Below are 20,098 nucleotides of genomic sequence, written 5' to 3' on the forward strand. Positions count from 1 at the left end.
GACCGGTGCTCATCGCTAAACAAAAGCTCTTGCGCCACAGGGGTCGTCCACACATGACCCCCAGCTTTCCTCCAGCTGAGATTAGAGCCGGGCGGTTGTTTTGCGCATCAGCGCGGTTGAAGCAATGGGCTGCGTAGCGGAGCCCGTAGGGCGTAGCGAAGCAGGCCATTGCTTATTCAGTTCGGCGGCGAACGCCGCCGGGGTTGCGTAGCCAAGGGACGAGTGTGGTCTGTCCCGGTTGTAATCCTCGACCCAGGCAGCGATCTCAACCCGGGCATGGGCAAGGCTCATGAACAGCGTCTCGTTCAGCAGCTCATCGCGCATGCGGCCATTGAAGCTTTCGACATAGCCGTTCTGCATTGGCTTGCCCGGAGCAATGTAATGCCACTCCACGCCGCTCTGGCCGCACCATGCGAGCACGGCATTGCTGGTGAGCTCTGTGCCATTATCGCTGACAATCATCCCCGGCTTGCCGCGCTGTGCGATCAGCTGGGCCAGCTCGCGCACGACACGGTGTCCCGAGATCGAGGTGTCCGGCACCGCCACCAGGCACTCCCTGGTGACTCATCGACCACATTGAGCACCCGGAACCGCCTGCCAGAAGCCATCTGGTCATGAACGAAGTCCAGGCTCCAGCGCTGGTTCGCCAGTGCCAACACCGGAGCAGGTGCCCTGGTGCCGACTGCACGCTTGCGGCTGCGTCGCCGCCTCACCGCCAGACCTTCCTCCTTGTAGAGCCGCTGGGTCTTCTTCCAGTTGATCATCACGCCCTCCCGGCGCAGCAGGATATGCAAACGGCGATAGCCGAACCGGCGACGCTGGTTGGCCAGCCCGCGCAGCTTCTCGCGCAGAGTAGTGTCATCGTCCCGGGTGGAACGATAGCGTACGCTCTTGCGATCGGCATCGATGACACGGCACGCCCGCCGTTCGCTCATCCCGTGGCACGCCTGGAGATGAGCGACAGCTTCCCGCTTCGCGACGGGCGTCAGAACTTTTTTGCCAGGAGATCCTTCAACGCAGCCTGATCCAGCATCGCATCGGCCAGAAGCCGCTTGAGCCTGGCGTTCTCGCTCTCAAGCTCTCGCAGTCGCCGGGCCTCGGATACCTCCAGCCCGCCATACTTGGCCTTCCAGTTGTAGATCGTCGCTTCAGACACCCCGTGCCGCCGGGCGAGATCAGCGGTCTTCGCGCCCGCTTCTGCCTCCTTCAGCACGCCAATGATCTGCTCTTCTGAAAACCTTGCACGCTTCATCGTCTGTCCTTTCTTCAGGCCAGACTCTAATCGTTCGTGGAGGAAAATCAGGGGGTCACGTCACAATTCCAAAATGATGTGGTCAAATGCCGAAAGCACTTCTCCGGGGTTCGCCAGAATTTCCGGCAGCGGGCGAGAAAGTTTCATGGTGTCGAACGGATCAACGGTGATTGGAAACATGCCGCGAAAAGCGCGCGTGAGATATTTCTCCGCCACTTCCGTCACGAACGCGCCGCTGTAAACGTCGGCGTCACCGAGATCGAACCGCAGCCCCGTATCAATACGTATGCCTTTAGGTATGTCCCAGTATCTGTTCCGGCACGATTCCGTGCGGTCGAAGAGGTCCCGGAGTCGGACAGACGCAATCGCGTCCTTCGATTCAATCGAAAGTTCAGCAAGGGAACTCACTTGCACATTTGTAAGATTGGCGGCCTCAATGGCGCCGGACTGAAATCCTACTTCGCATAAAATGATGCCTCGATCTGCTCCGAGGTCGGCCACAATTTCCCTGAGAGCGATGACGTGAAGTTTGTTGACCGGATCTTTCCAGTGCTTGCATTCGACAATCCACCTCACCGAAAATCCGGCTACATCGATCGTCACAAGAACATCGACGTCATGCGTGGTCCGCACCCCTTTGAGTGTCACATCTGTTGAGGCGGATAGGCCCAGCGACCGAAAAAATTCGGCAGTCTCCTCCTGATAGGCTTTCCAGTCACTTGCCACGAATGATGCTCCTCCACGCGCGCAATTTTCTCAATAACTTCCATATTCCCGGCAGGCCAATAGCCTCAGGGGCAACTGCCAAGATGAAAATACACGATGCCGCTGGCAAAGGGACTGATGCCCCATTGGTGCCCCGCACATGGGCGGCAACCTAATCTCGCCTCTAAGTCATTGAAAAATGGTGGACGCACTTGGGCTCGAACCAAGGACCCGCTGATTAAGAGTCAGCTGCTCTACCAACTGAGCTATGCGTCCATCCTGTGGCGGGCGGTGTCGAATCGACCGTCGCGCCGGAAGAGCGCTGCCTATAAAAGATTGCGCGGGGATGAAAAGGGCTTTTGTGGCCTGACCCACAATTTTGTTGCCCGGTCGGTCCCGGGTGTTCGCAATGTCCTGGTCAGCCGACGACGCGTCCGCCGCTGCCGCTGCCCTGGCGGGTGCTGCGTTCGATGCCCATGAGCAGGCCGATGCAGATCATGATCGTCATCATCGACGATCCGCCATAGCTCAGAAAGGGCAGGGGAATACCGACCACGGGGGCAAGCCCCATCACCATGAGCAGATTGATCGCGATGTAGAAGAAGATCGTCATCGTCAGCCCGCCGCCCGCCAGCTTGCCAAAGCGGCTGGGGGCATTGAGAGAGACGGATGTCGCCCAGCGCAGCAGCAGCGCGAACAGCCCGATCACCACTAGCCCGCCGATCAGCCCCCATTCCTCGGCCATTGTGGCAAACACGAAATCGGTGTGGCCCTCGGGTAGGTAATCGAGATGGCTCTGCGAGCCTTGCAGATACCCCTTGCCGCCGATGCCACCCGAGCCGATCGCGATCTTCGACTGGCTGATGTGATAGCCGGTGCCCAGCGGGTCGCTTTCCGGATCGAGGAAGGTCAGCACGCGGTTCTGCTGATATTCCTTGAGCAGGAAGAAGAAGGCGAAGGGGACGAAGGCAGCGCCTGCAACGCCGGCTCCGATGAACAGCCTGAGCGGGACGCCGGCGAGGAACATCACCGTCACACCGCCGATCATCACCGCGATCGACGTGCCCAGGTCCGGCTGGGTCATCACCAGAAACCAGGGAACCCCGATGAGCAGCAGCGGCGGCCAGATTGCGCCCCAGCTGCGCGCCTGACCGATGGGGAGCAATTCGTAGAACCGGGCGATCGCCAGCACCACTAGCGGCTTCATGAATTCCGATGGCTGCAGGCGGATAAAGCCCAGATCGATCCAGCGCTGGCTGCCGCCCTTCACCGCGCCGACCAACTCCACCATCAGCAGCAGCACGGCAAAGACGATATAGCCGGGATAGGTCCACAGCTTGATGAAGTTCTCGCTGAACATTCGGATGACCAGCGCCATCGTCAGGAACACGACAAAGCGCAACGCGTGCGTGCCCGCCCAGGGGCTCACACTGCCACCCGCGGCGGAATACAGCACGATCACGCCGAAGCTTGCGATGGCGATGGTGATGCAGATAATCTGCCATGGCATTTCGGCCACCTGGCGGGGGACAAAGCTCAGCATTTCAGTCGGCAGAATCTTCGGCAGCGGTCTCGGGCGCACGGCCTTCGCTGCGCGCGCGGAAGCCTGCAAATTCAGATGCCATCCGCTCGGCGATGTTGCCACCCCAGCCCGCCTCGAGCGCGAGCAGGCTGTCCATCGCCTTTTGCGGATCGAACATATAGGTCATGAAATCCTTCGCCACCGGTGCTGCGGCGCGTGATCCACCCAGCCCGTGCTCGATCACCACGGCAGCGGCATAAAGCGGTTGCTCGACCGGAGCAAAGCACACGAACAGACCATGGTCGCGATACTTCCAGGGCACGCCGGCACCACCGCGGCTGCCCGAGCCAAAGCCCCGCACCTGCGCGGTGCCGGTCTTGCCTGCCATCGCGATGCCGTCGAGCGGTAGCTTGCTGCGCGCGGCGGTGCCCTGGCTGACCACCTGCGCCATGCCGAGCTGCGCGATGGCGAGATGCTCGGGCGAATAGGGCAGGGTGGGGGCGACCTTGTTGTTGGGGATAAAGTGCGGATATAGCTTGCGGCCAGACGCGATCCGCGCGGTCATCACCGCCAGTTGCAGCGGATTGACGATAACATAGCCCTGGCCGATCACCGCGTTGAGCGAATCCGATGCGGTCCAGGCCTGCTTGTACTTGCGCAGCTTCCATTCGCTGTCGGGGATGGTGCCATAACGCTGGTTGGCGCCGGCCAGATCGAAATCCTCGCCCAGCCCCAGTTCGCGCGCCACTACGGCGATCTTGTCATAGCCGAGCTTGTGCGCCTGGGCATAGAAATAGGTGTTGCAGCTCTTCTCGATGGCGCGGGTCATGTTGACCGGCCCGTGGCGGCCGAGGCACTGGTAGAAACGGTTGCCCAGCCGGTAGCCGCCGGGGCAGTTGATCGTCTCGTCCGGATCGACGCCGTTCTGCAGTGCCGCGATCGCGGCCATCGGCTTGAGCGTCGATCCCGGCGGATAGAGGCCCCGGGTCGCCTTGTTGAGCAGCGGCACACGCTCATCCTGCGACAGCATTGCATATTCCAGCCGCCCGATCCCGTCGGAGAAACTGTTGGGATCGAAGCACGGCATCGACGAGAAGGCGAGTATGCCCCCGGTCTGGCAGTCGATCACCACCGCCGCGCCCGATTCCCGCCCCATGCGGCGCGCGACATAGTCCTGCAGCCCGCCATCGATGGTCAGCTGGAGCGGCTTTCCGGGCACATCTTCCTGCACGCCCAGTTCGCGCACGATCTTGCCGCGCGCGGTGACCTCGACCTTGCGGGCGCCGGGCTTGCCCTGGAGCTGCGGTTCGAAGAACTGTTCAAGCCCGTCCTTGCCGATCTTGAACCCCGGCGTGATCAGCAGCGGGTTCTTGTTTTTCTCATACTCCTCGGCATTGACGATGCCGACATAGCCCAGCAGGTGGCCGACCGCCGCCCCGGTGGGGTATTGCCGCGAAAAGCCGCGCTGCGGCGCAACGCCGGGCAGATCGGGCAGCCGGACCGAAAGCGCTGCGAAATCCTCATAGGTCAGCCCCGATGCCACCGGAACCGGCTGCAGGCCGCGGGCATCCTTCATCGCTGCACGCAGATCCTCGACCTTGTCGGGCGGCATGTTGAGGATGTCGCGCAGCTGGCCGATCGTGGCCTCGACATCGCGCACCCGCTGCGGGATCAGGTCGACGCGGAAATCGGCCTTGTTGTTGGCGAGCGGCTTGCCGTGGCGGTCGATAATCCAGCCGCGCCGGGGCGGAATCAGCGTCAGGTTGACTCGGTTGCTCTCCGACAGCATCTTGTAGCGCTCGTTCTCGACCACCGAGATATAGCCCATCCGCGCGGCGAGGATCGCGCCGACCAGCCCCTGGGCACCACCGATCAGCGCCGTGCGGCGGTTGAACGTCATGTTCAGCGAATTTCGGGTGATCAACTTGCCCGGCCGCTTCATGGCTGCGCAGCCTTCACCGCTTCAGGCGGACATGGTCGAGCCGCGCCACCAGACGCAGCACCAACGGAAACGTGAAGATAGCCAGGATCATCTGGGGAAACAGCACCGAAAGGCGGACATCGCTGACGAGAAGATTGTTGATGGCAAGGCCTCCTGCCAGCACGAGTATAATCGAGACCGCAGCGATGAACCAGTCCTGCCAGTAATTGCGCCAGATATAGCGCTGGTCGATCAGGTCGATCCCGATAAGGATGATCGACCACAAAAGCACCGCACTGCCCACCGGCTGCCCGCCGATGATGTCGTCGAACACGCCAAAGGGCATCCCCGCCCAGACCGGCCACAGCCCCGGACGCAGGATCTGCCACGATATCAGCACCATCAGGCCGAACGGCGGCAGAACGGGCGCGGAGGCGACGAGCGGCAGCAGCGGGGTCATCGATCCGATCAGCACCGAGGCGATCGGCACGGCGGCCTTGCGCAACGGAGATGCCTCGCGGTTCAGCCGGGCGCGATACGGAGCCTTCATGGCTGCGGCGTGCCGGTCGCCGCGGCCGCAGGTGCCTGTTCGGGCGACGCTTGCGGATTGGCGGGGGCAGGGGTCGAGGCCGGCCGGCCCTGCTGCTGGCCTTGCTGCGGACGTCGGGCGGGCGCGGTGCTCGCGGGCGCGGCCGATACAGGTGGCAGGCTGCCGGTTTCAGGGTTGACCAGCTCGGGCTCGTACATCTCCTGAACGATGACGAAATCGGTTCCCGCGGGATTGGCGAGCAGCTTGCCAATGGCGCCATCGCTGGTCAGCTTCTCGATGATCGCGACCGGCACATTGGGCGGATAGATGCCGCCATTGCCTGATGTCACCATGACATCGCCGACCTTGAACGGGTTGATGCCGATGTCGATGAGCTTGATATCCACCCGGCCGTCGCCGCGGCCTTGCGAAAAGGCGACGACACCGTCACGCGCGCGGCGCACGGGCACCACGTTCTCCGGATCGCTGAGCAGCAGCACCCGCGAGGTGTTGGGTCCGGTTTCGAGCACCCGTCCGATCAGGCCGCGCTGTCCGCGCACCGGCTGGCTGCGCTGCACGCCCTGGCGCGAGCCGACGTCGAGCGTGGCGAACCGGCGGCTGCTTGATGCGCTGGAGTTGATCAGGCGCGCGGTGGCGACCGGGCGGCCTTCCTGCTTGATCAGTCCCAGCAGACGGCGCAGCTCCCGGTTTTCCTGTTTGAGCGCGCGCGCCTCGATCAGGCGGACGCGGTTGCGCTCGACCTCGCGCTGTAACCTGGCGTTTTTCGAACCCGCTTCGAAATAGGCCGCAACCTCGCGCCAGCCGGTCTGCGTGCTCACGCGCACCCCAGTGAGCAGCCGCGCGGGCGGCGCGGTCACTTCCGCGGCCATGCTGCGCACGGCTGAAAACGCCGCGGGATCGAAATAGGACAAAGCGAGCAGCAGCAACCCGGCAAACGCTCCGGTGAAAGCCAGCAGATAGCCGGTGAAGATTTGCAGCTGCGCCTTGCGGGAGAACCCGGGGCGCCGTTTGCGGGGCGGCGCCATGCTGTGATGTCCTTAGGCGGTCATCAGCACGCCCCGGAAGATCGGATCTTCCATGGCGCGCCCGGTGCCGATGGCAACGCAGGTCAGCGGATCCTCCGCCACCGAAACCGGCAGGCCGGTCTCTTCGCGAAGATGTGCGTCCAGTCCCTGGATCAGCGCGCCGCCGCCGGTGAGCACGATGCCCTGGTCGACAATATCGGCGGCGAGTTCGGGCGCGGTGTTTTCCAGCGCGATGCGGACGCCTTCGACGATGGTGCTGATCGGTTCGGACAGCGCTTCGGCGATCTGGCCCTGGTTGATCGAGATTTCCTTGGGGATGCCGTTGACGAGATCGCGGCCCTTGATCTGGATGGTGTGGCCGATGCCGTCAGCAGGCGCGACGGCGACACCGAAGTCCTTCTTGATCCGCTCGGCAGTGGTTTCACCGATCAGCAGATTGTGGTGCCGACGGACATAGGAGACGATCGCTTCGTCCATCTTGTCGCCGCCGGTGCGGACCGAGGTGGTGTAGGCGAGACCGCGCAAGCTGAGCACGGCAACTTCGGTGGTGCCGCCGCCGATATCGACGACCATCGAACCGATCGGTTCGGTCACCGGCATGTCGGCACCGATCGCAGCGGCCATCGGTTCGACGATCAGCATCACCTGGCTGGCACCGGCATTCGATGCCGCATCGCGGATCGCGCGGCGCTCGACCGAGGTGGACCCCGAGGGGACGCAGATCACGATTTCGGGATAGGAGAACATGCTCCGCTTGCCGTGCACCTTCTGGATGAAATACTTGATCATATGCTCGGCGACTTCGATGTCGGCGATGACGCCATCGCGCAGCGGGCGGATCGCCTCGATCGAATCCGGGGTCTTGCCCATCATCATCTTGGCATCCACGCCCACGGCCTTGACCCGCTTGATGCCGTTGATCGTCTCCAGGGCGACCACCGAGGGCTCATTCAGGACGATGCCTTGATCCTGCACATAGACAAGCGTGTTCGCGGTGCCCAGATCGATCGCCATGTTGTGCGAACCGAACCGGAAAAGTTTGGAGATGAACGACATGCAGACTTTCCAAATTCTAAAGAGGTGAAAGCGGCGATCGAGCCAGAAGAGTGCGCAATTTTCCCAGGGCGGAGGCTAACCCGAGAGCCCGGCCAGACCAAGCGTGGATATGCGGGAAACTCGGGAGTCGCGTCCAAGCCGCGCTTGGGCTAGGACCGGGACCATGTCAATACGAAGGCTTCCAAACGCGCTGATAAACCGGATCGCAGCAGGCGAAGTGGTGGAAAGACCAGCCAGTGCGTTGAAGGAGCTGGTTGAAAACGCGATCGACGCAGGCGCGGACCGGATTGCGATCGCGCTGGAAGACGGCGGGCTCGGTTCTATCGAGGTCATCGACAATGGCTGCGGAATGTCGCCTGACGATATTGCCCTGGCGCTCGAGCGACATGCCACCTCAAAACTGCCCGACGATGCGATAGAACTGGTGGCAACGCTGGGTTTCCGCGGTGAGGCGCTGCCCAGCATCGCCAGCGTCGCGCGGCTGTCGATCGCCAGCCGGACCGCGGATGGCGATGGCTGGCGGCGGGTTGTCGATCATGGCGATGTGGTCGAGGACGGTCCCGCATCGCTGCCGCCGGGCACCCGGATCCGGATGGACAGCCTGTTTGCCAGGGTGCCGGCGCGTCGCAAGTTTTTACGTTCGGCGCGCAGCGAATATGCCGCGTGCAGCGATGTCGTCAAACGGCTGGCGATGGCCAGGCCCGACATCGCGTTCAGCCTCGAGTCGGATGGACGGCGGGTGTTCTCGGTGCAGGCGGGCGAGGCGAGGTTGACCCGCATCGCGGCGCTCACTGCGCGCGGCCTGGCCGATAACGCGGTGCGGCTCGATTTCGAGCGCGAAGGGCTGAAACTCACCGGTGTGGCCGGGCTTCCGACCTACAACCGGGGTGTTGCCGATCACCAGTTCCTGTTCGTCAATGCCCGGCCTGTGCGCGACCGGTTGCTGGTGGGCGCGGTTCGCGCGGCCTATGCCGAGATGCTGGCGCGCGACCGGCACCCGGTGGTGGCGCTGTTCCTCGACGTTGCCCCGCAGGATGTCGACGTCAACGTGCACCCCGCCAAGACCGAGGTGCGCTTTCGCGATTCCGCGATGGTGCGCGGGATGATCGTTTCAGGATTGAGGCGCGCGCTCGATCAGGGCGGGTTCCGTGCGGTGCAGCGTCCGGCACAAGGCGCGCTGGCGCGCTGGCAGAGCGAGCCTGCCGCACCCGCGCCGCTGCCGGAACGCGACATGTTCAGCCCCGCGCCCATCGCGACAGCCCCCTCGCACGAGCCCGCATGGCTCGCCGCCGCAGGGGTCGCAGAGCGCAGCCAGCCCTATATCGCCGCGGCGCCGATGGGTCGTGCCGAGCCGGCCTATTCACCGGTGCCGATGGCCGAGCGCTATCCTTTGGGCATCGCGCGCGGGCAGATCGCCAAGACCTATATCGTCGCCGAGGCCGAGGACGGGCTGGTAATCGTCGATCAGCACGCCGCGCACGAACGGCTGGTGCTCGAGCGGATGCGCAAGGCGGCCGATGGCGGGCGTGTTGCAAGCCAGGCGCTGCTGATCCCCGAGGTGGTCGAACTCGACGAGACGGCCTGCGACCGGATCGAGGAGCGCGCCGCCGAGCTTGCCGATTTCGGGCTTGAGGTCGAGCGTTTCGGCCCGGCAGCAGTGCTGGTGCGCGCCACCCCCGCGATGCTGGGCGGTGGGGACGTGCACGCGCTGGTGCAGGACATCGCCGACGAGCTGGGCGCGTTCGATGCCGCCTTGTCGCTCAAGGAACGGCTCGATCTGGTCGCATCGACAATGGCGTGTCACGGATCGGTGCGGGCAGGCCGCGTGCTGTCGGTCGCGGAGATGAACGCGCTGCTGCGCGAGATGGAGATCACGCCGCATTCGGGCCAGTGCAACCACGGGCGGCCGACCTGGGTGAAGCTGGCGCATGGCGACATCGAGAGGCTGTTCGGGCGTAAGTGATGGCATCACTCTCTCCCCTCCCGCAATCGGTAGGGGAAAACCATGAAGGTTTCGTCTCGCTAGCTGTCACGCTATAGGCGCGCCATCATCCTCGTACCCGGAGCCTCCCCATGCGCCTCGCCCTCCTGTTCCCGCTTGCCCTGCTCGCCGCGTGCAGCAGCGAAAAGCCTGCCGACGATACGCTGGTGACGCTTGATGGAGCCGACGGAGCCTCGCCTGTTCCAGCGCCTGTGGTGACCGGTCCTGCTGCTCCGCAATCCGGGCTTCAGGCCGTCGATGCCGAGGGATCGAAGCTCGAGCCTTTGCTGTCGAGTGCGATCAGCGCGGCGGGGATGGACAGCGCTGCGTGCAAGTTCAGCCCCGCAAAGGGCGCGCTTCCCGTGCTGGTGGCGAGCAAGACCGGCGGCAAGGGCATCATCTCGGTCGCGGGCAGGCAGATCGACGTCGCGCCTTCGGGTGCAGTGGCGGCAACCGGGGGCAGCTTCGCAGCGCAGGGCGTGATACTGATGGTCTCGGCATCGGGCAAGGATTCTGCGGGCAGCGCCGCCAGCATGCAGGTCAGCGATACCGATGGCCCGGCATTCACCTATCAGGACGGTTACTGGGCCTGCAACTGAGGCTCCATCGGCGTCAGTCCTCGATCGGCGCGTCGGGATTGCGGACCTTGATCAACCCGTTGCTGCGCATCGTCATCACCGGCTCGTCGTTCTGGTTGAACACGGTGAGGTCCGACTTGAACAGCCCCATGTCTGGGCGCTTCTTGGAGCGGCGCTTTTCGATCACGCAGGTTTCGCAGCGCAGCGTGTCGCCGGGATAGACCGGCTTTACCCAGCGCAGGTCATCCATCCCGGGCGAGCCCAGCCCCGCCTGCTTGTGCTCCTTGAGGTTCGCGACCAGCATCGCCATCGTCATCGCACAGGTGTGCCATCCGCTCGCCGACAGCCGCCCGAAATGGGTCTTGGCCGCGGCTTCGTCGCTCAGGTGAAACTCCTGCGGATCGTATTTGGAGGCGAATTCGATCACCTCCTCGCGGTTGACATCATAGCGGCCAAAGCTTTGCGTGACGCCGATTTCGAGATCTTCATAGTAAATCATGGGCATCAGTTTCGTTTGGCAACCTTCAAACTGCAAGCGAATTATCGGGTGACGATGCCCGAGAGCGTCTTCGCATCGCCATCCGAGGGCAGTGGTTCAAAGCCGATCAGCCGCGCGATCAACGGGTAGACATCGACATTGTCGAACAGCGGCAGGCTGGCGGTGGGGCGGATCGAAGAGCCGAATGCCATGAACAATGCGTGCATGTCCGAATTGGCCGGGTCATAGCCATGCGCGCCACCGGTCACCGGATGCCGCGGCGGGCCCGCCAGGATCGTCCAGCCGTTGGAGGCGATGCAGATGATTGCCGCGACGCGCGGGTTCTTGCCGTAATGCAGGTGGCTGGGCAGCTCCTCCTTGCGGTAGCAAACGATATGTTCGCGCTTCTGCAGCAGAGCGTCAAAGACTCTGGAGTCGGTGCCGGCTGCGGGTTCGATCGCCGCATAGGGTCCTGTTTCGACCGCGATATAGGTGTCGCGCGGCAGGATATCGTCGAGCTGGATGACGCGATCCTCGGCGGTCTGCGCCATGCCATGATCTGCGGTGATGATGAAGTTCGCCGCCACGCCCATCGCTTCGATCCCGCGGACGAGTTCGCCGATGCGCGAATCGACCTCGGAGATCGCGGCATCGAGCTCGGGCGAACGGTCCGGGCCGAAGCGATGGCCTGCGGTATCGACAGTGTCGAAGTACATCGTCACCAGCCGCGGGCGGATATTCGCCGGACGGCGCATCCAGTCGAGCACGGTATTGACCCGCTGCTCGTTGCTGATCGCCTGGTCAAAGCGCATCCAGTCGCGCGGGCGAACGTCGTTGTGCGCGACTTCGCTGCCCGGCCAGAACATGGTCGCGGTGCGCAGACCCGCCTTTTCGGCGGTGACCCACACCGGCTCGGCCTCGATCCACCAGAACGGGTCGAGCGCCTGTCTGGCATCGCCCATGCTGAACATCTGCCCCGGCCGCATTGGGTCGATCATCGAATTGCCGACGATGCCGTTGCGGTCGGGGCGCTTGCCGGTGACGATGGTGTAGTGGTTGGGGAAGGTCTTGCTGGGGAAGCTGGGGCGCATTGCAGCGGCAACGCCCTTTGCCTTCAGCGCGGTGAGGTTGGGGGTCAGGCCGCGATCGAGATAATCGGGGCGCATCCCGTCGATGGAGATCAGGATGGTGACCGGCGGGCTGGCGTCCTGCGCAAGTGCGGGATGCACCAGCGCTAGTACGCACAGCCACGCCGCGCCCAGCAGCCTGGCGATCATGCCGACAGGCCCATCATCCGCGCGCCCGGAACGCCATGTGCAATCTCCGCAGTGGCACGGCGCTTCATGGTGTTGGCGCGGACCGAAACCTTGTCGACCACCTGGAAGTGGCTGAGCCACGTATCGGGGGTGACCTCGCACACGACATAGCCACGCTGGTCGTTGAGGAACTTGAGTTCCGGATTGTCCTTCATCATCTGCTCGCTGCCATAGCGCAGGTCCGCTCCGTCGCCGCCGCTGCTGATCGAGGTCGCGACGATTTCGGTGCCCACCACCTTGTCACGATGGACCAGATCGCCGACGAAATTCTGGTGCTCGTCGCCGGTGAGCACGATGACATTGCCGAGGCCCGCCATGCGCGAGAGCATCCGCTGGCGCGGGACCTCGTAAGCGGCCCAGCTGTCCATGTTGGCGATGCGGGTGTCCTCGTTGGCGGCGCGCCGCCTGTCGAGGCTCATCATCATGATCTGCTGGCCGAGGCAGTTCCAGCGCGCCTGGCTGCGCGACAGGTTCTTGGCTAGCCAGGCCTCTTGCTCGGCGCCCAGCACCTGCGCAGTCTTGTCGTTGACGCCCTCGCACAGCGGCTTGAAGCCATCGTCGCACGCCTGGTCGCTACGATAGGAGCGGGTGTCGAGCAGCTGGATTTCCGCCAGATTGCCGAAACGTGCGGTGCGATGGAACTGTCCGCCACCGAAGCGCGGCATGTTGACCTTGCGAACCGGCATATGCTCGTACCACGCCTGCAACGCTGCGGCGCGGCGAAGCTCGAACGCCTCTGCCGGGGCCGGATCGTCGCCACCGCTGATCCCTGCGACCCAGTTGTTCTCGATCTCGTGATCGTCGAAGGTGGGGAAGAAGCTGTGCGCGGCGTGCGCGCGCTGCAGATCGGTGTCGGTCTTGTACTGCGCATAGCGCTGACGATAATCGGCAATGTCGTACAGCGCCTGGCCCGCATGCTGGCGCACCGGCACCTGCAGCCCGCCACCGAAGTAATTGGCGCGCGTCGGGCTTCCGCGATACTCGTAGATATAGTCGCCATAATGAAACACGAAATCGAGCTCTTCGCGCGCCAGATAACTGTACGCACCGAAATATCCGTCCTCGTAGTTCTGGCATCCGACCACACCGAACTTGAGCTTGTCCATCGCGGCGCCGGCCATCGGCAGAGTGCGCGCTCTGCCTGAGAAGCTGCGCTCTCCGCCTGCGGTGAAGCGGTACCAATAGGGCCGCCCCGGTTGAAGGCCCGCCACCTCGACATGCACCGAATGCGCCATTTCGGGCCGCGCAATCACCTCGCCGCCCGCCACGATGGTCGTGAAACGATCGTCGCTGGCGACCTCCCATTTGACCGGCATCGGGGTCATCGCCATGCCGCCATGCTGCTCGAGCGGATCGGGCGCGAGCCGGGTCCAGATCACGAAGCCATCGGGCGACGGGTCGCCCGAGGCGATGCCCAGCGCGAACGGAAAGGTTCGGAACACGCTTTGCGCGCGCAACAGGCCCGGCGCGCCGATCAGGGTGAGCGGAGCGGCGGCGATGAACAAGCGGCGGGAAAGCATCAGGCGATGTCCTTCATGGCAAGGAGCGACGATCGGTCCCCCTTAGGCGTCAAGTCTGGCAGTTCGATGACAGCCTGCCAAGCAGCGGCAGGCCCGGTTTGTCAGACGTTGAACTTGAAGTGCAGCACGTCGCCATCCTGCACGACATATTCCTTGCCTTCCTGCCGCAATTTGCCCGCATCGCGCGCTCCGGCCTCGCCATTGAGCGCGATGTAATCGTCATAGGCAATAGTCTCGGCGCGGATGAAGCCGCGTTCGAAATCGCTGTGGATTTCGCCTGCGGCCTGCGGACCCTTAGAGCCAACCTCGACCGTCCAGGCGCGCGCTTCCTTCGGGCCAACGGTGAAGAAGGTGATCAGGTGGAGAAGGTCGTATCCGGCGCGGATTACGCGCGCGAGGCCGGTCTCCTCGAGCCCGAGGTCGGCGAGGAATTCCATCCGGCCTTCCATGTCCATGGTGATCAGCTCGGCCTCGATCGCGGCAGAGACCACCACGGCTTCGGCGCCTTCGGCCTTGGCCTTTTCGAACACCCGCGCGCTGAACGCGTTGCCCTCGGCGGCGCTGCCTTCATCGACATTGCAGACATAGAGCACCGGCTTGGAGGTCAGCAGCTGCGCCTGTGCGAGCACGCGTGCTTCTTCCTCGTCGGCAGGCTCGGTCAGCCGCGCAGGCTTGCCCTCGCGCAGCAGCTCGAGCGCCTTGCCGAGCACCGACGCGCCAATCTTCGATTCCTTGTCGCCCTGCTGGCCGCGCTTGACGAGGCCGGGAACGCGCTTTTCGAGGCTTTCCAGATCGGCGAGCAGCAATTCGGTTTCGACGGTTTCGGCGTCCGAAATCGGATCGACCTTGTTTTCGACATGCTGGATGTCGTCATCCTCGAAGCAGCGCAGCACATGGACGATGGCATCGACCTCGCGGATGTTGCCGAGGAACTGGTTGCCTAGGCCTTCGCCCTTCGATGCGCCGCGCACCAGGCCAGCGATGTCGACAAAGGCAAGCTGGGTGGGGATGATCTTCTGGCTTCCCGCGATCGCGGCGAGCTTGTCGAGCCGGGGATCGGGCACCGCGACGTTGCCGACGTTGGGCTCGATCGTGCAGAACGGATAATTCGCCGCCTGCGCCGCCTGCGTCTCGGTGAGCGCGTTGAACAGGGTGGACTTGCCGACATTCGGCAGCCCGACAATACCGCATTTGAAACCCATTGATCAGTCCTTGCCGAATGTGTGTGCCGTGGTGGGCAGCAATCTCGAATCTTCCAGCGCCGCCGTACGGTGGCCAATTCCGGCCAGATAGGCGGCATCTCCGTTCCACGCAATAAAGGCTTCGACGCTCGCCTGACGGATCAGCATGACCGCGTCCCAGCGTTCCCCTGCAGGCCCGATCAGCCACGCTCCGCCATCACCCAGATACTCGACCGACCCGCCGCTCGCCTGCAGGAAGGGCAGCGTGTGCTCGAAATAGCGCAGGAAGGCGTCGCGTCCGCTGATCGGCGCATCCGGTGCAAGCTCCGGTGTCGCCGAATAGTCCGCCTCTGCTCGGAACCGCAACAGGTTGAGCATCACGACCGGGCCGGCGATCGCGCGCATCATGAAATCCCGCCCCGCCTCCGCGCTGACATCAAGATAGGGGGATGCAGAGATCATGGAAGTGCCTTCGTCTTTGCCGAGGCCGCGCCCTTAGCGCCATCGGACGATCAACTCCAGCCTGACGGTCGGGCCTGCGCACTGGTGGCTTGTCATTGGCATCGACCGCAATAGATATGCCTGCATGGCGCCTCTGGTCACCCTCGGTCATCTTGTCGCCGATCTGTCGGCCTCTGGCCTTGCGCCGGGCGATATCGTCATGGTCCATGCCGGGCTGCGCAGCATCGGTCCGATGATCGGCGGGCCGGACACGCTGATCGCCGCGCTTCGGCAGGTGGTCGGCGATGCCGGGACGGTGATGGCCTATGCCGACTGGGAGGGCGCCCCTGAATGGGCGTGCGACGAGGAAGGGCATATCCTGCCGCAATGGCGCGCGCATGTGCTGCCGTTCGATCCGGCGCGCTCGCGCGCGATCCGCGACAATGGCGCATTTCCAGAATTCCTGCGCACCACGCCCGGCGCGCTTCGTAGCGCCAGTCCCGGCCCGTCGATGACCGCGCTGGGGGCGAAGGCGCGCTGGCTGATCGATCCGCACCCGATCGATTATGGCTATGGCTCCGGCACCCCGCTTGCCAGGCTAGTCGAAGCGCGCGGCAAGGTGATGATGATCGGCGCGCCCTGGGAGACAATGACGCTGCTCCACCATGCCGAGCATCTGGCCAGCATTCCGGGCAAGCGAATTGTGCGCTGGGATGTGCCCTTTGCCAATCCCGATGGCGGGACGATCTGGCGCAGAGTCGAGGAGTTCGACACCGGAAATCCCGTGGTGGATGGGCTCGATGACGACTATTTCGAGGAAGTTGTCCGCGACTTTGTCGCTGCGGGCGGCGGATGGCAGGGACAAATCGGTGCCGCGCCCACCTTGGTAGTCGATGCTCCAGCCATACTGGGTTTTGCGGTAGGCTGGCTTGAATCGCGATTTGGCAGGACGACGCGTTAGCGCCGCGATCCCGCCGCCGAACGATGCCGGCGACGGGATCTGCATGCTTCAATTGCCCACGGGCTGCTTGTCCGTGCGCGTCACAACAATGGTCGAGGATCGTGGCTTTTCACCATTAACCGGCCAGTTACCGGTAGGGTGCTGGATGTTGATGAAGAAGTCGGTGAGGCCGGGCGTATAGGCAATCCCGGTGATTTCGCAGCCGAGCGGCCCAACCAGGAACCGTTTCGACTGTTTCGTTTTCTGATCGACATGGAACATTGCGTTATGACCGAAGGCCTGGTCGATGGTCACGCCCGTGACCCCCGACGTCCCTGGGACCGAGTGATCGGTCTGCACCCACATGCGACCCTGCGGGTCGATGCGGATGCCATCTGGGCTGGAGAAGGTGTCGCCGTTGATGTTGCCGGTGAGGTTCGCGCCGCCAGAGGCCAGCGCGGGATCCCCTGCGAGCAGGAACAGCTCCCAGGTGAACGACCCAGCCAGCGGCGAGTCGCCCGATTCGCGCATCTTCAGAATGTGCCCGTGGCGGTTGGTGACGCGCGGATTGGTGGCATCGGTAACCCGGCGACCCGAGTTGTTTGTCAGCGCAACGAAAATGGCGGTGTTGTCGGGGGCGACGGTGATCCATTCGGGTCGATCCATCACCGTTCCACCGGCAACGCGCGCCGCCGACTTTGTGTTGATCAGGACATCGGCCTGGTTACGGAAATCGACGACGGTGGGCGTGGGCGGGGTCGTGCTCTGGCTGATGTTGCCCGGATCACGCGCGCCGACAACGAGGCCATTCTGGCCCTGCTGGAGCAGGCGCCATTCGCCGGTGCCATCGGCGTTGAATCGCGCGACAAAGAGCTGACCGACATCGAGCATATCGATGTTCGCTGCGCGGCTGGTCGCGCTGAACGCCCGATCGCAGACGAACTTGTAGATGCAGCCCGGCGTCGCATCATCGCCCATGTAGAAGGCGACGCGGCGATCGGCGTTGGCCATGAACGCGGTGTTCTCGTGGTCGAAGCGGCCCATCGCGGTGCGCTTGGTCGGCGGCGCAAGCTCCAGGAACGGGTCGATCTCGACCACCCAACCATAATTTTCCGCAGGCTGGCTGGGGTCGATGTAGTTGTCGGTGGTTTCCTCGCAGGTGAGATAGGTGTTCCACGGGGTCCGTCCACTGGCGCAGTTGTTCAGCGTTCCCTTGATATTGGTGCTGAGCAGACCGGCAGCAGGACCGCCCGCGCGATAGTTGGAATTGCCACTGTAGCGCTTGTTGAACCGCGAATTGGCCACCACGGACCATTTGCCGTCTGCTCCGCGCTGGATTTCCACCACACCCACGCCGACCGCTGACAGCGCGAGCTGGCGCTGCGTGGCTGTGGCCGCTGCCGGATTCGCCTGGACCGCGGTAGCTTCGGCATCGCTCATCAGGATGTTGAAATCAGGATATTCGAAGTTCACCGCGAGCAAGCCTGCGGTGTTGGGATCGACACTGGGAATTGCGAACAGCTCCATGCCGTCATGGTTGCCGCCTGCCCAGTTTTCTGCCTGGCCCGGTGTCGGGAAGGATCCGTTGAAGGCCGCCCCTCCGGGCACGATCAGATCACCGGCCTTGAGCAGGACGTTGACCTCATAGCCGGTGGGGACGGTCACCCGGTCGTTCTGGTTGGCCGGCACCGAATTGAAGCTGATCGAGAAGCTGGGGGCCGGGGCCGGGGTGGGAGCAGGCGTCGGCGCCGGACCGGCGGTGGGCGGCAGCGTTACCGGGTTCCCCGCAGCGCCATTGTCGCCGCCGCAATTGGCCACCATCGGTGCGAGCACAAGACCCATCAGGCCGTTGGTGAGTATCCGGCGGCGCGAGGGATTGGCAGCGACGATCGCTTCCAGGCTGTTCGATGGATCGAAATCAAGGGTGTCGGTGCGATAAGGCGCGCGCGCGGCGTCGGTCAGGTGTGACAAGGCAATTCCCCCGAGAATCAGTCAGATGCTGCCGCGATCAACCCCGTGCTGTCCCGGCGCTCGGCGGTGATGCCTGTTTCTCAAGCGATCATGATGGCAGATCGATGACGAATTGGCGCGCACTAGATGACAGTTACGCGTCACGGTCCCTGAACAACCCGTCTGGCCCGGGAGAGACGCTCCTGCCGCCTTGCGCCAACAGTGCAACGCCAATCCACAAACCGAGCGGAAAGCTCATGCCGGCGCCCACCAATGGCATGGGGAACCAGCCAAATGCAGGGGCGATGCTGATTGCTGCACCATAAAGCGCAAGCGCGCGGGACGCACGACCGCCCGAGCCAAGCCTCCAGATGATCACAGGCAGTGTCGCCAGCGCAGCAACGGCCAGTGCCGCGAGCGCCGGGTGAACGGACAGCGCCAACGACACGATCTGCTCGACCTCGAGTACTGGCATCAGCGGATCGGGACTCAAGGTCGCGATGATAGCAAGCGCAATCAGGACCACGGCCTGAACCGCTATGCTGGGCGCGCGATCAGGCAGCAACCAGGCGAGGCAAGCGAAGGCAAATCCCCAGGCCTGTGACGCATCGGGCTGAAGCGCCAGAATGGCCGCGACACCCAGGGCGACCGCCTGGGCCAGCCGGTTGCTCTGTCCCATCCGCGCGAGCGCGACGATCACTGCGGGCAGAGCCACGGCTGCGGCATTGACGAACACCGGCCCGATGGCGAGCCAGCGATGGACACCCAGCTGATCGGGCCCCGCAAGGGTCGCAGCGACCGTCACCGCGCCGCCGATGGCAATCACCGGCCATGCCATGCCGCGCGGTCTTGCCTTGACGATACCATATGCCAGCAGCGCGCCGACACCCCAGGCTGCAAGCGTCAGCGACCAGCGGATGGCCGGTATTCCAGTCAAGACCATCGTTGCTGCACCGCTGAGCACGGCGACAAGCGATGCGACGGCATAGGCGAGCAGCAGCCAGGTGCCGGAGTTGTTCGAGCGACGATTCGCCATCGCGTTCATTCCTGCAGCCGCAGCGCCACGTCGTTCATGAAGCGTGCGTCGTCGCCCTTCGCCAGCCATGCAGCTTCGGCGGCGATGGCGCCGAGCATGTCGGTGAGGTCGTCGAGTTCGGTCTTGTGATAGTTGCCCAGCACATGGCCGGTGACCCGGTCCTTGTTGCCGGGATGGCCGATGCCGATGCGCACGCGGCGGAATTCGGGGCCGATATGCTGTTCGGTCGAGCGCAGGCCGTTGTGCCCGGCGGTGCCTCCGCCGCGCTTGACCTTCACCTTGAACGGCGCGAGGTCGAGCTCGTCGTGGAAGACGGTGACGGCTTCAGGCTCGAGCTTGAAGAAGCGCATCGCCTCTCCCACAGCCTGGCCGGACTTGTTCATGAAGGTTGCGGGTTTGAGCAGCAGCAGCTTTTCGCTGCCCAGCTTGCCTTCCATGGCCCAACCCTGGAAGCGGCGCTTGGGGGGCTCGAAGCCGTGGACATCGGCAATGGTATCGAGCGCCATGAAGCCGACATTGTGCCGGTGCATCGCATATTCCGCGCCGGGATTGCCAAGGCCGACCCAGATTTGCATGCTGAAAAACTCTCTCTTCCCTTAAGGGGAGAGGGTCGGGGAGAGGGGCATATGCGCCACCCTCCCCACAT

General features: G+C 63.9%; 17 protein-coding genes, 1 tRNA gene and 1 pseudogene. 3 read left to right on the forward strand and 16 right to left on the reverse strand.

All coding sequences use genetic code 11. The features are described from left to right. Positions 1-81: 81 nt before the first annotated feature. The 8 genes and pseudogenes from IP68_RS09850 to IP68_RS09890 all read right to left on the reverse strand — a co-directional run bounded on the left by IP68_RS09850 (position 82) and on the right by IP68_RS09890 (position 8,031). A pseudogene (locus IP68_RS09850) lies at positions 82-1,252 on the reverse strand (IS3 family transposase). A 60-nt stretch (positions 1,253-1,312) separates the two neighbouring features. Beyond that, complete coding sequence (locus IP68_RS09860; protein ID WP_054134822.1) at positions 1,313-1,978, reverse strand: restriction endonuclease; 666 nt, start codon at positions 1,976-1,978, stop codon at positions 1,313-1,315. 179 nt (positions 1,979-2,157) lie between these two features. Next, positions 2,158-2,233, reverse strand: a tRNA-Lys gene (locus tag IP68_RS09865). 142 nt (positions 2,234-2,375) lie between these two features. Next, positions 2,376-3,497, reverse strand: a complete 1,122-nt coding sequence (gene rodA / locus IP68_RS09870) for a rod shape-determining protein RodA (protein ID WP_054134836.1) — start codon at positions 3,495-3,497, stop codon at positions 2,376-2,378. 4 nt (positions 3,498-3,501) lie between these two features. Continuing rightward, positions 3,502-5,421, reverse strand: coding sequence for a penicillin-binding protein 2 (gene mrdA, locus IP68_RS09875; RefSeq protein ID WP_054134823.1), 1,920 nt, complete (start codon positions 5,419-5,421; stop codon positions 3,502-3,504). Positions 5,422-5,434: 13 nt separating this feature from the next. Continuing rightward, on the reverse strand, positions 5,435-5,950 hold the full coding sequence (gene mreD, locus IP68_RS09880; protein WP_054134824.1) for a rod shape-determining protein MreD: 516 nt from the start codon (positions 5,948-5,950) through the stop codon (positions 5,435-5,437). Further along, positions 5,947-6,975, reverse strand: coding sequence for a rod shape-determining protein MreC (mreC, locus tag IP68_RS09885; RefSeq protein WP_054134825.1), 1,029 nt, complete (start codon positions 6,973-6,975; stop codon positions 5,947-5,949). Before mreC ends, mreD begins: the two co-directional genes overlap by 4 nt. 12 nt (positions 6,976-6,987) lie before the next feature. Further along, positions 6,988-8,031 (reverse strand): rod shape-determining protein, encoded by a 1,044-nt coding sequence (locus tag IP68_RS09890; protein WP_017670842.1) that lies wholly within the window; start codon positions 8,029-8,031, stop codon positions 6,988-6,990. A gap of 163 nt (positions 8,032-8,194) precedes the next feature. On the opposite strand from IP68_RS09890, the gene mutL reads away from it, so the two are divergent. Continuing rightward, positions 8,195-9,994: a DNA mismatch repair endonuclease MutL gene (gene mutL / locus IP68_RS09895; protein ID WP_054134826.1), complete on the forward strand. Its 1,800-nt coding sequence runs from the start codon at positions 8,195-8,197 to the stop codon at positions 9,992-9,994. Between the two features lie 110 nt (positions 9,995-10,104). After that, entirely contained in the window at positions 10,105-10,611 is a 507-nt protein-coding gene (locus IP68_RS09900; protein WP_054134827.1) for a hypothetical protein, read from the forward strand. 13 nt (positions 10,612-10,624) lie between these two features. Here IP68_RS09900 and IP68_RS09905 read toward each other — a convergent pair whose 3' ends face one another. The 5 genes from IP68_RS09905 to IP68_RS09925 all read right to left on the reverse strand — a co-directional run bounded on the left by IP68_RS09905 (position 10,625) and on the right by IP68_RS09925 (position 15,547). Next, the gene (locus IP68_RS09905; protein ID WP_054134837.1) at positions 10,625-11,089 is read right to left on the reverse strand and encodes a MaoC family dehydratase; all 465 of its coding nucleotides are present in this window, start codon (positions 11,087-11,089) and stop codon (positions 10,625-10,627) included. Between the two features lie 41 nt (positions 11,090-11,130). Then, positions 11,131-12,345: an ectonucleotide pyrophosphatase/phosphodiesterase gene (locus IP68_RS09910; RefSeq protein ID WP_054134828.1), complete on the reverse strand. Its 1,215-nt coding sequence runs from the start codon at positions 12,343-12,345 to the stop codon at positions 11,131-11,133. Beyond that, on the reverse strand, positions 12,342-13,904 hold the full coding sequence (locus tag IP68_RS09915) for an alkaline phosphatase (RefSeq protein WP_054134829.1): 1,563 nt from the start codon (positions 13,902-13,904) through the stop codon (positions 12,342-12,344). Before IP68_RS09915 ends, IP68_RS09910 begins: the two co-directional genes overlap by 4 nt. A gap of 101 nt (positions 13,905-14,005) precedes the next feature. Next, positions 14,006-15,106, reverse strand: coding sequence for a redox-regulated ATPase YchF (ychF, locus tag IP68_RS09920; RefSeq protein WP_054134830.1), 1,101 nt, complete (start codon positions 15,104-15,106; stop codon positions 14,006-14,008). Between the two features lie 3 nt (positions 15,107-15,109). After that, positions 15,110-15,547 carry a hypothetical protein gene (locus tag IP68_RS09925; RefSeq protein ID WP_054134831.1) on the reverse strand — a complete coding sequence of 146 codons (438 nt, stop codon included), beginning with the start codon at positions 15,545-15,547 and terminating at the stop codon, positions 15,110-15,112. A 124-nt stretch (positions 15,548-15,671) separates the two neighbouring features. Between IP68_RS09925 and aac(3) the strand changes: the two genes are divergently transcribed. Next, entirely contained in the window at positions 15,672-16,487 is an 816-nt protein-coding gene (gene aac(3), locus IP68_RS09930) for an aminoglycoside 3-N-acetyltransferase (protein WP_054134832.1), read from the forward strand. A 48-nt stretch (positions 16,488-16,535) separates the two neighbouring features. Here aac(3) and IP68_RS09935 read toward each other — a convergent pair whose 3' ends face one another. The 3 genes from IP68_RS09935 to pth all read right to left on the reverse strand — a co-directional run bounded on the left by IP68_RS09935 (position 16,536) and on the right by pth (position 20,027). Next, complete coding sequence (locus IP68_RS09935) at positions 16,536-18,437, reverse strand: PhoX family phosphatase (protein ID WP_054134833.1); 1,902 nt, start codon at positions 18,435-18,437, stop codon at positions 16,536-16,538. 133 nt (positions 18,438-18,570) lie between these two features. Continuing rightward, a complete protein-coding gene (locus IP68_RS09940; RefSeq protein WP_156318027.1) occupies positions 18,571-19,452 on the reverse strand; it encodes a hypothetical protein in 882 nt (293 codons plus the stop codon). Positions 19,453-19,457: 5 nt separating this feature from the next. Then, positions 19,458-20,027, reverse strand: a complete 570-nt coding sequence (pth, locus tag IP68_RS09945; RefSeq protein WP_054134835.1) for an aminoacyl-tRNA hydrolase — start codon at positions 20,025-20,027, stop codon at positions 19,458-19,460. Positions 20,028-20,098: the final 71 nt, after the last annotated feature.

The organism is Blastomonas sp. AAP25, assembly GCF_001295965.1.
GTDB lineage: Bacteria > Pseudomonadota > Alphaproteobacteria > Sphingomonadales > Sphingomonadaceae > Blastomonas > Blastomonas fulva.

Bases quoted from the DNA above. Each gene is read 5' to 3' on its own strand.
- mrdA (WP_054134823.1), bottom strand. From the start codon at position 5,421: ATGAAGCGGCCGGGCAAGTTGATCACCCGAAATTCGCTGAACATGACG.
- mreD (WP_054134824.1), bottom strand. From the start codon at position 5,950: ATGAAGGCTCCGTATCGCGCCCGGCTGAACCGCGAGGCATCTCCGTTG.
- mreC (WP_054134825.1), bottom strand. From the start codon at position 6,975: ATGGCGCCGCCCCGCAAACGGCGCCCCGGGTTCTCCCGCAAGGCGCAG.
- IP68_RS09890 (WP_017670842.1), bottom strand. From the start codon at position 8,031: ATGTCGTTCATCTCCAAACTTTTCCGGTTCGGTTCGCACAACATGGCG.
- mutL (WP_054134826.1), top strand. From the start codon at position 8,195: ATGTCAATACGAAGGCTTCCAAACGCGCTGATAAACCGGATCGCAGCA.
- IP68_RS09900 (WP_054134827.1), top strand. From the start codon at position 10,105: ATGCGCCTCGCCCTCCTGTTCCCGCTTGCCCTGCTCGCCGCGTGCAGC.
- IP68_RS09905 (WP_054134837.1), bottom strand. From the start codon at position 11,089: ATGATTTACTATGAAGATCTCGAAATCGGCGTCACGCAAAGCTTTGGC.
- IP68_RS09910 (WP_054134828.1), bottom strand. From the start codon at position 12,345: ATGATCGCCAGGCTGCTGGGCGCGGCGTGGCTGTGCGTACTAGCGCTG.
- IP68_RS09915 (WP_054134829.1), bottom strand. From the start codon at position 13,904: ATGCTTTCCCGCCGCTTGTTCATCGCCGCCGCTCCGCTCACCCTGATC.
- ychF (WP_054134830.1), bottom strand. From the start codon at position 15,106: ATGGGTTTCAAATGCGGTATTGTCGGGCTGCCGAATGTCGGCAAGTCC.
- IP68_RS09925 (WP_054134831.1), bottom strand. From the start codon at position 15,547: ATGATCTCTGCATCCCCCTATCTTGATGTCAGCGCGGAGGCGGGGCGG.
- IP68_RS09940 (WP_156318027.1), bottom strand. From the start codon at position 19,452: ATGGCGAATCGTCGCTCGAACAACTCCGGCACCTGGCTGCTGCTCGCC.
- pth (WP_054134835.1), bottom strand. From the start codon at position 20,027: ATGCAAATCTGGGTCGGCCTTGGCAATCCCGGCGCGGAATATGCGATG.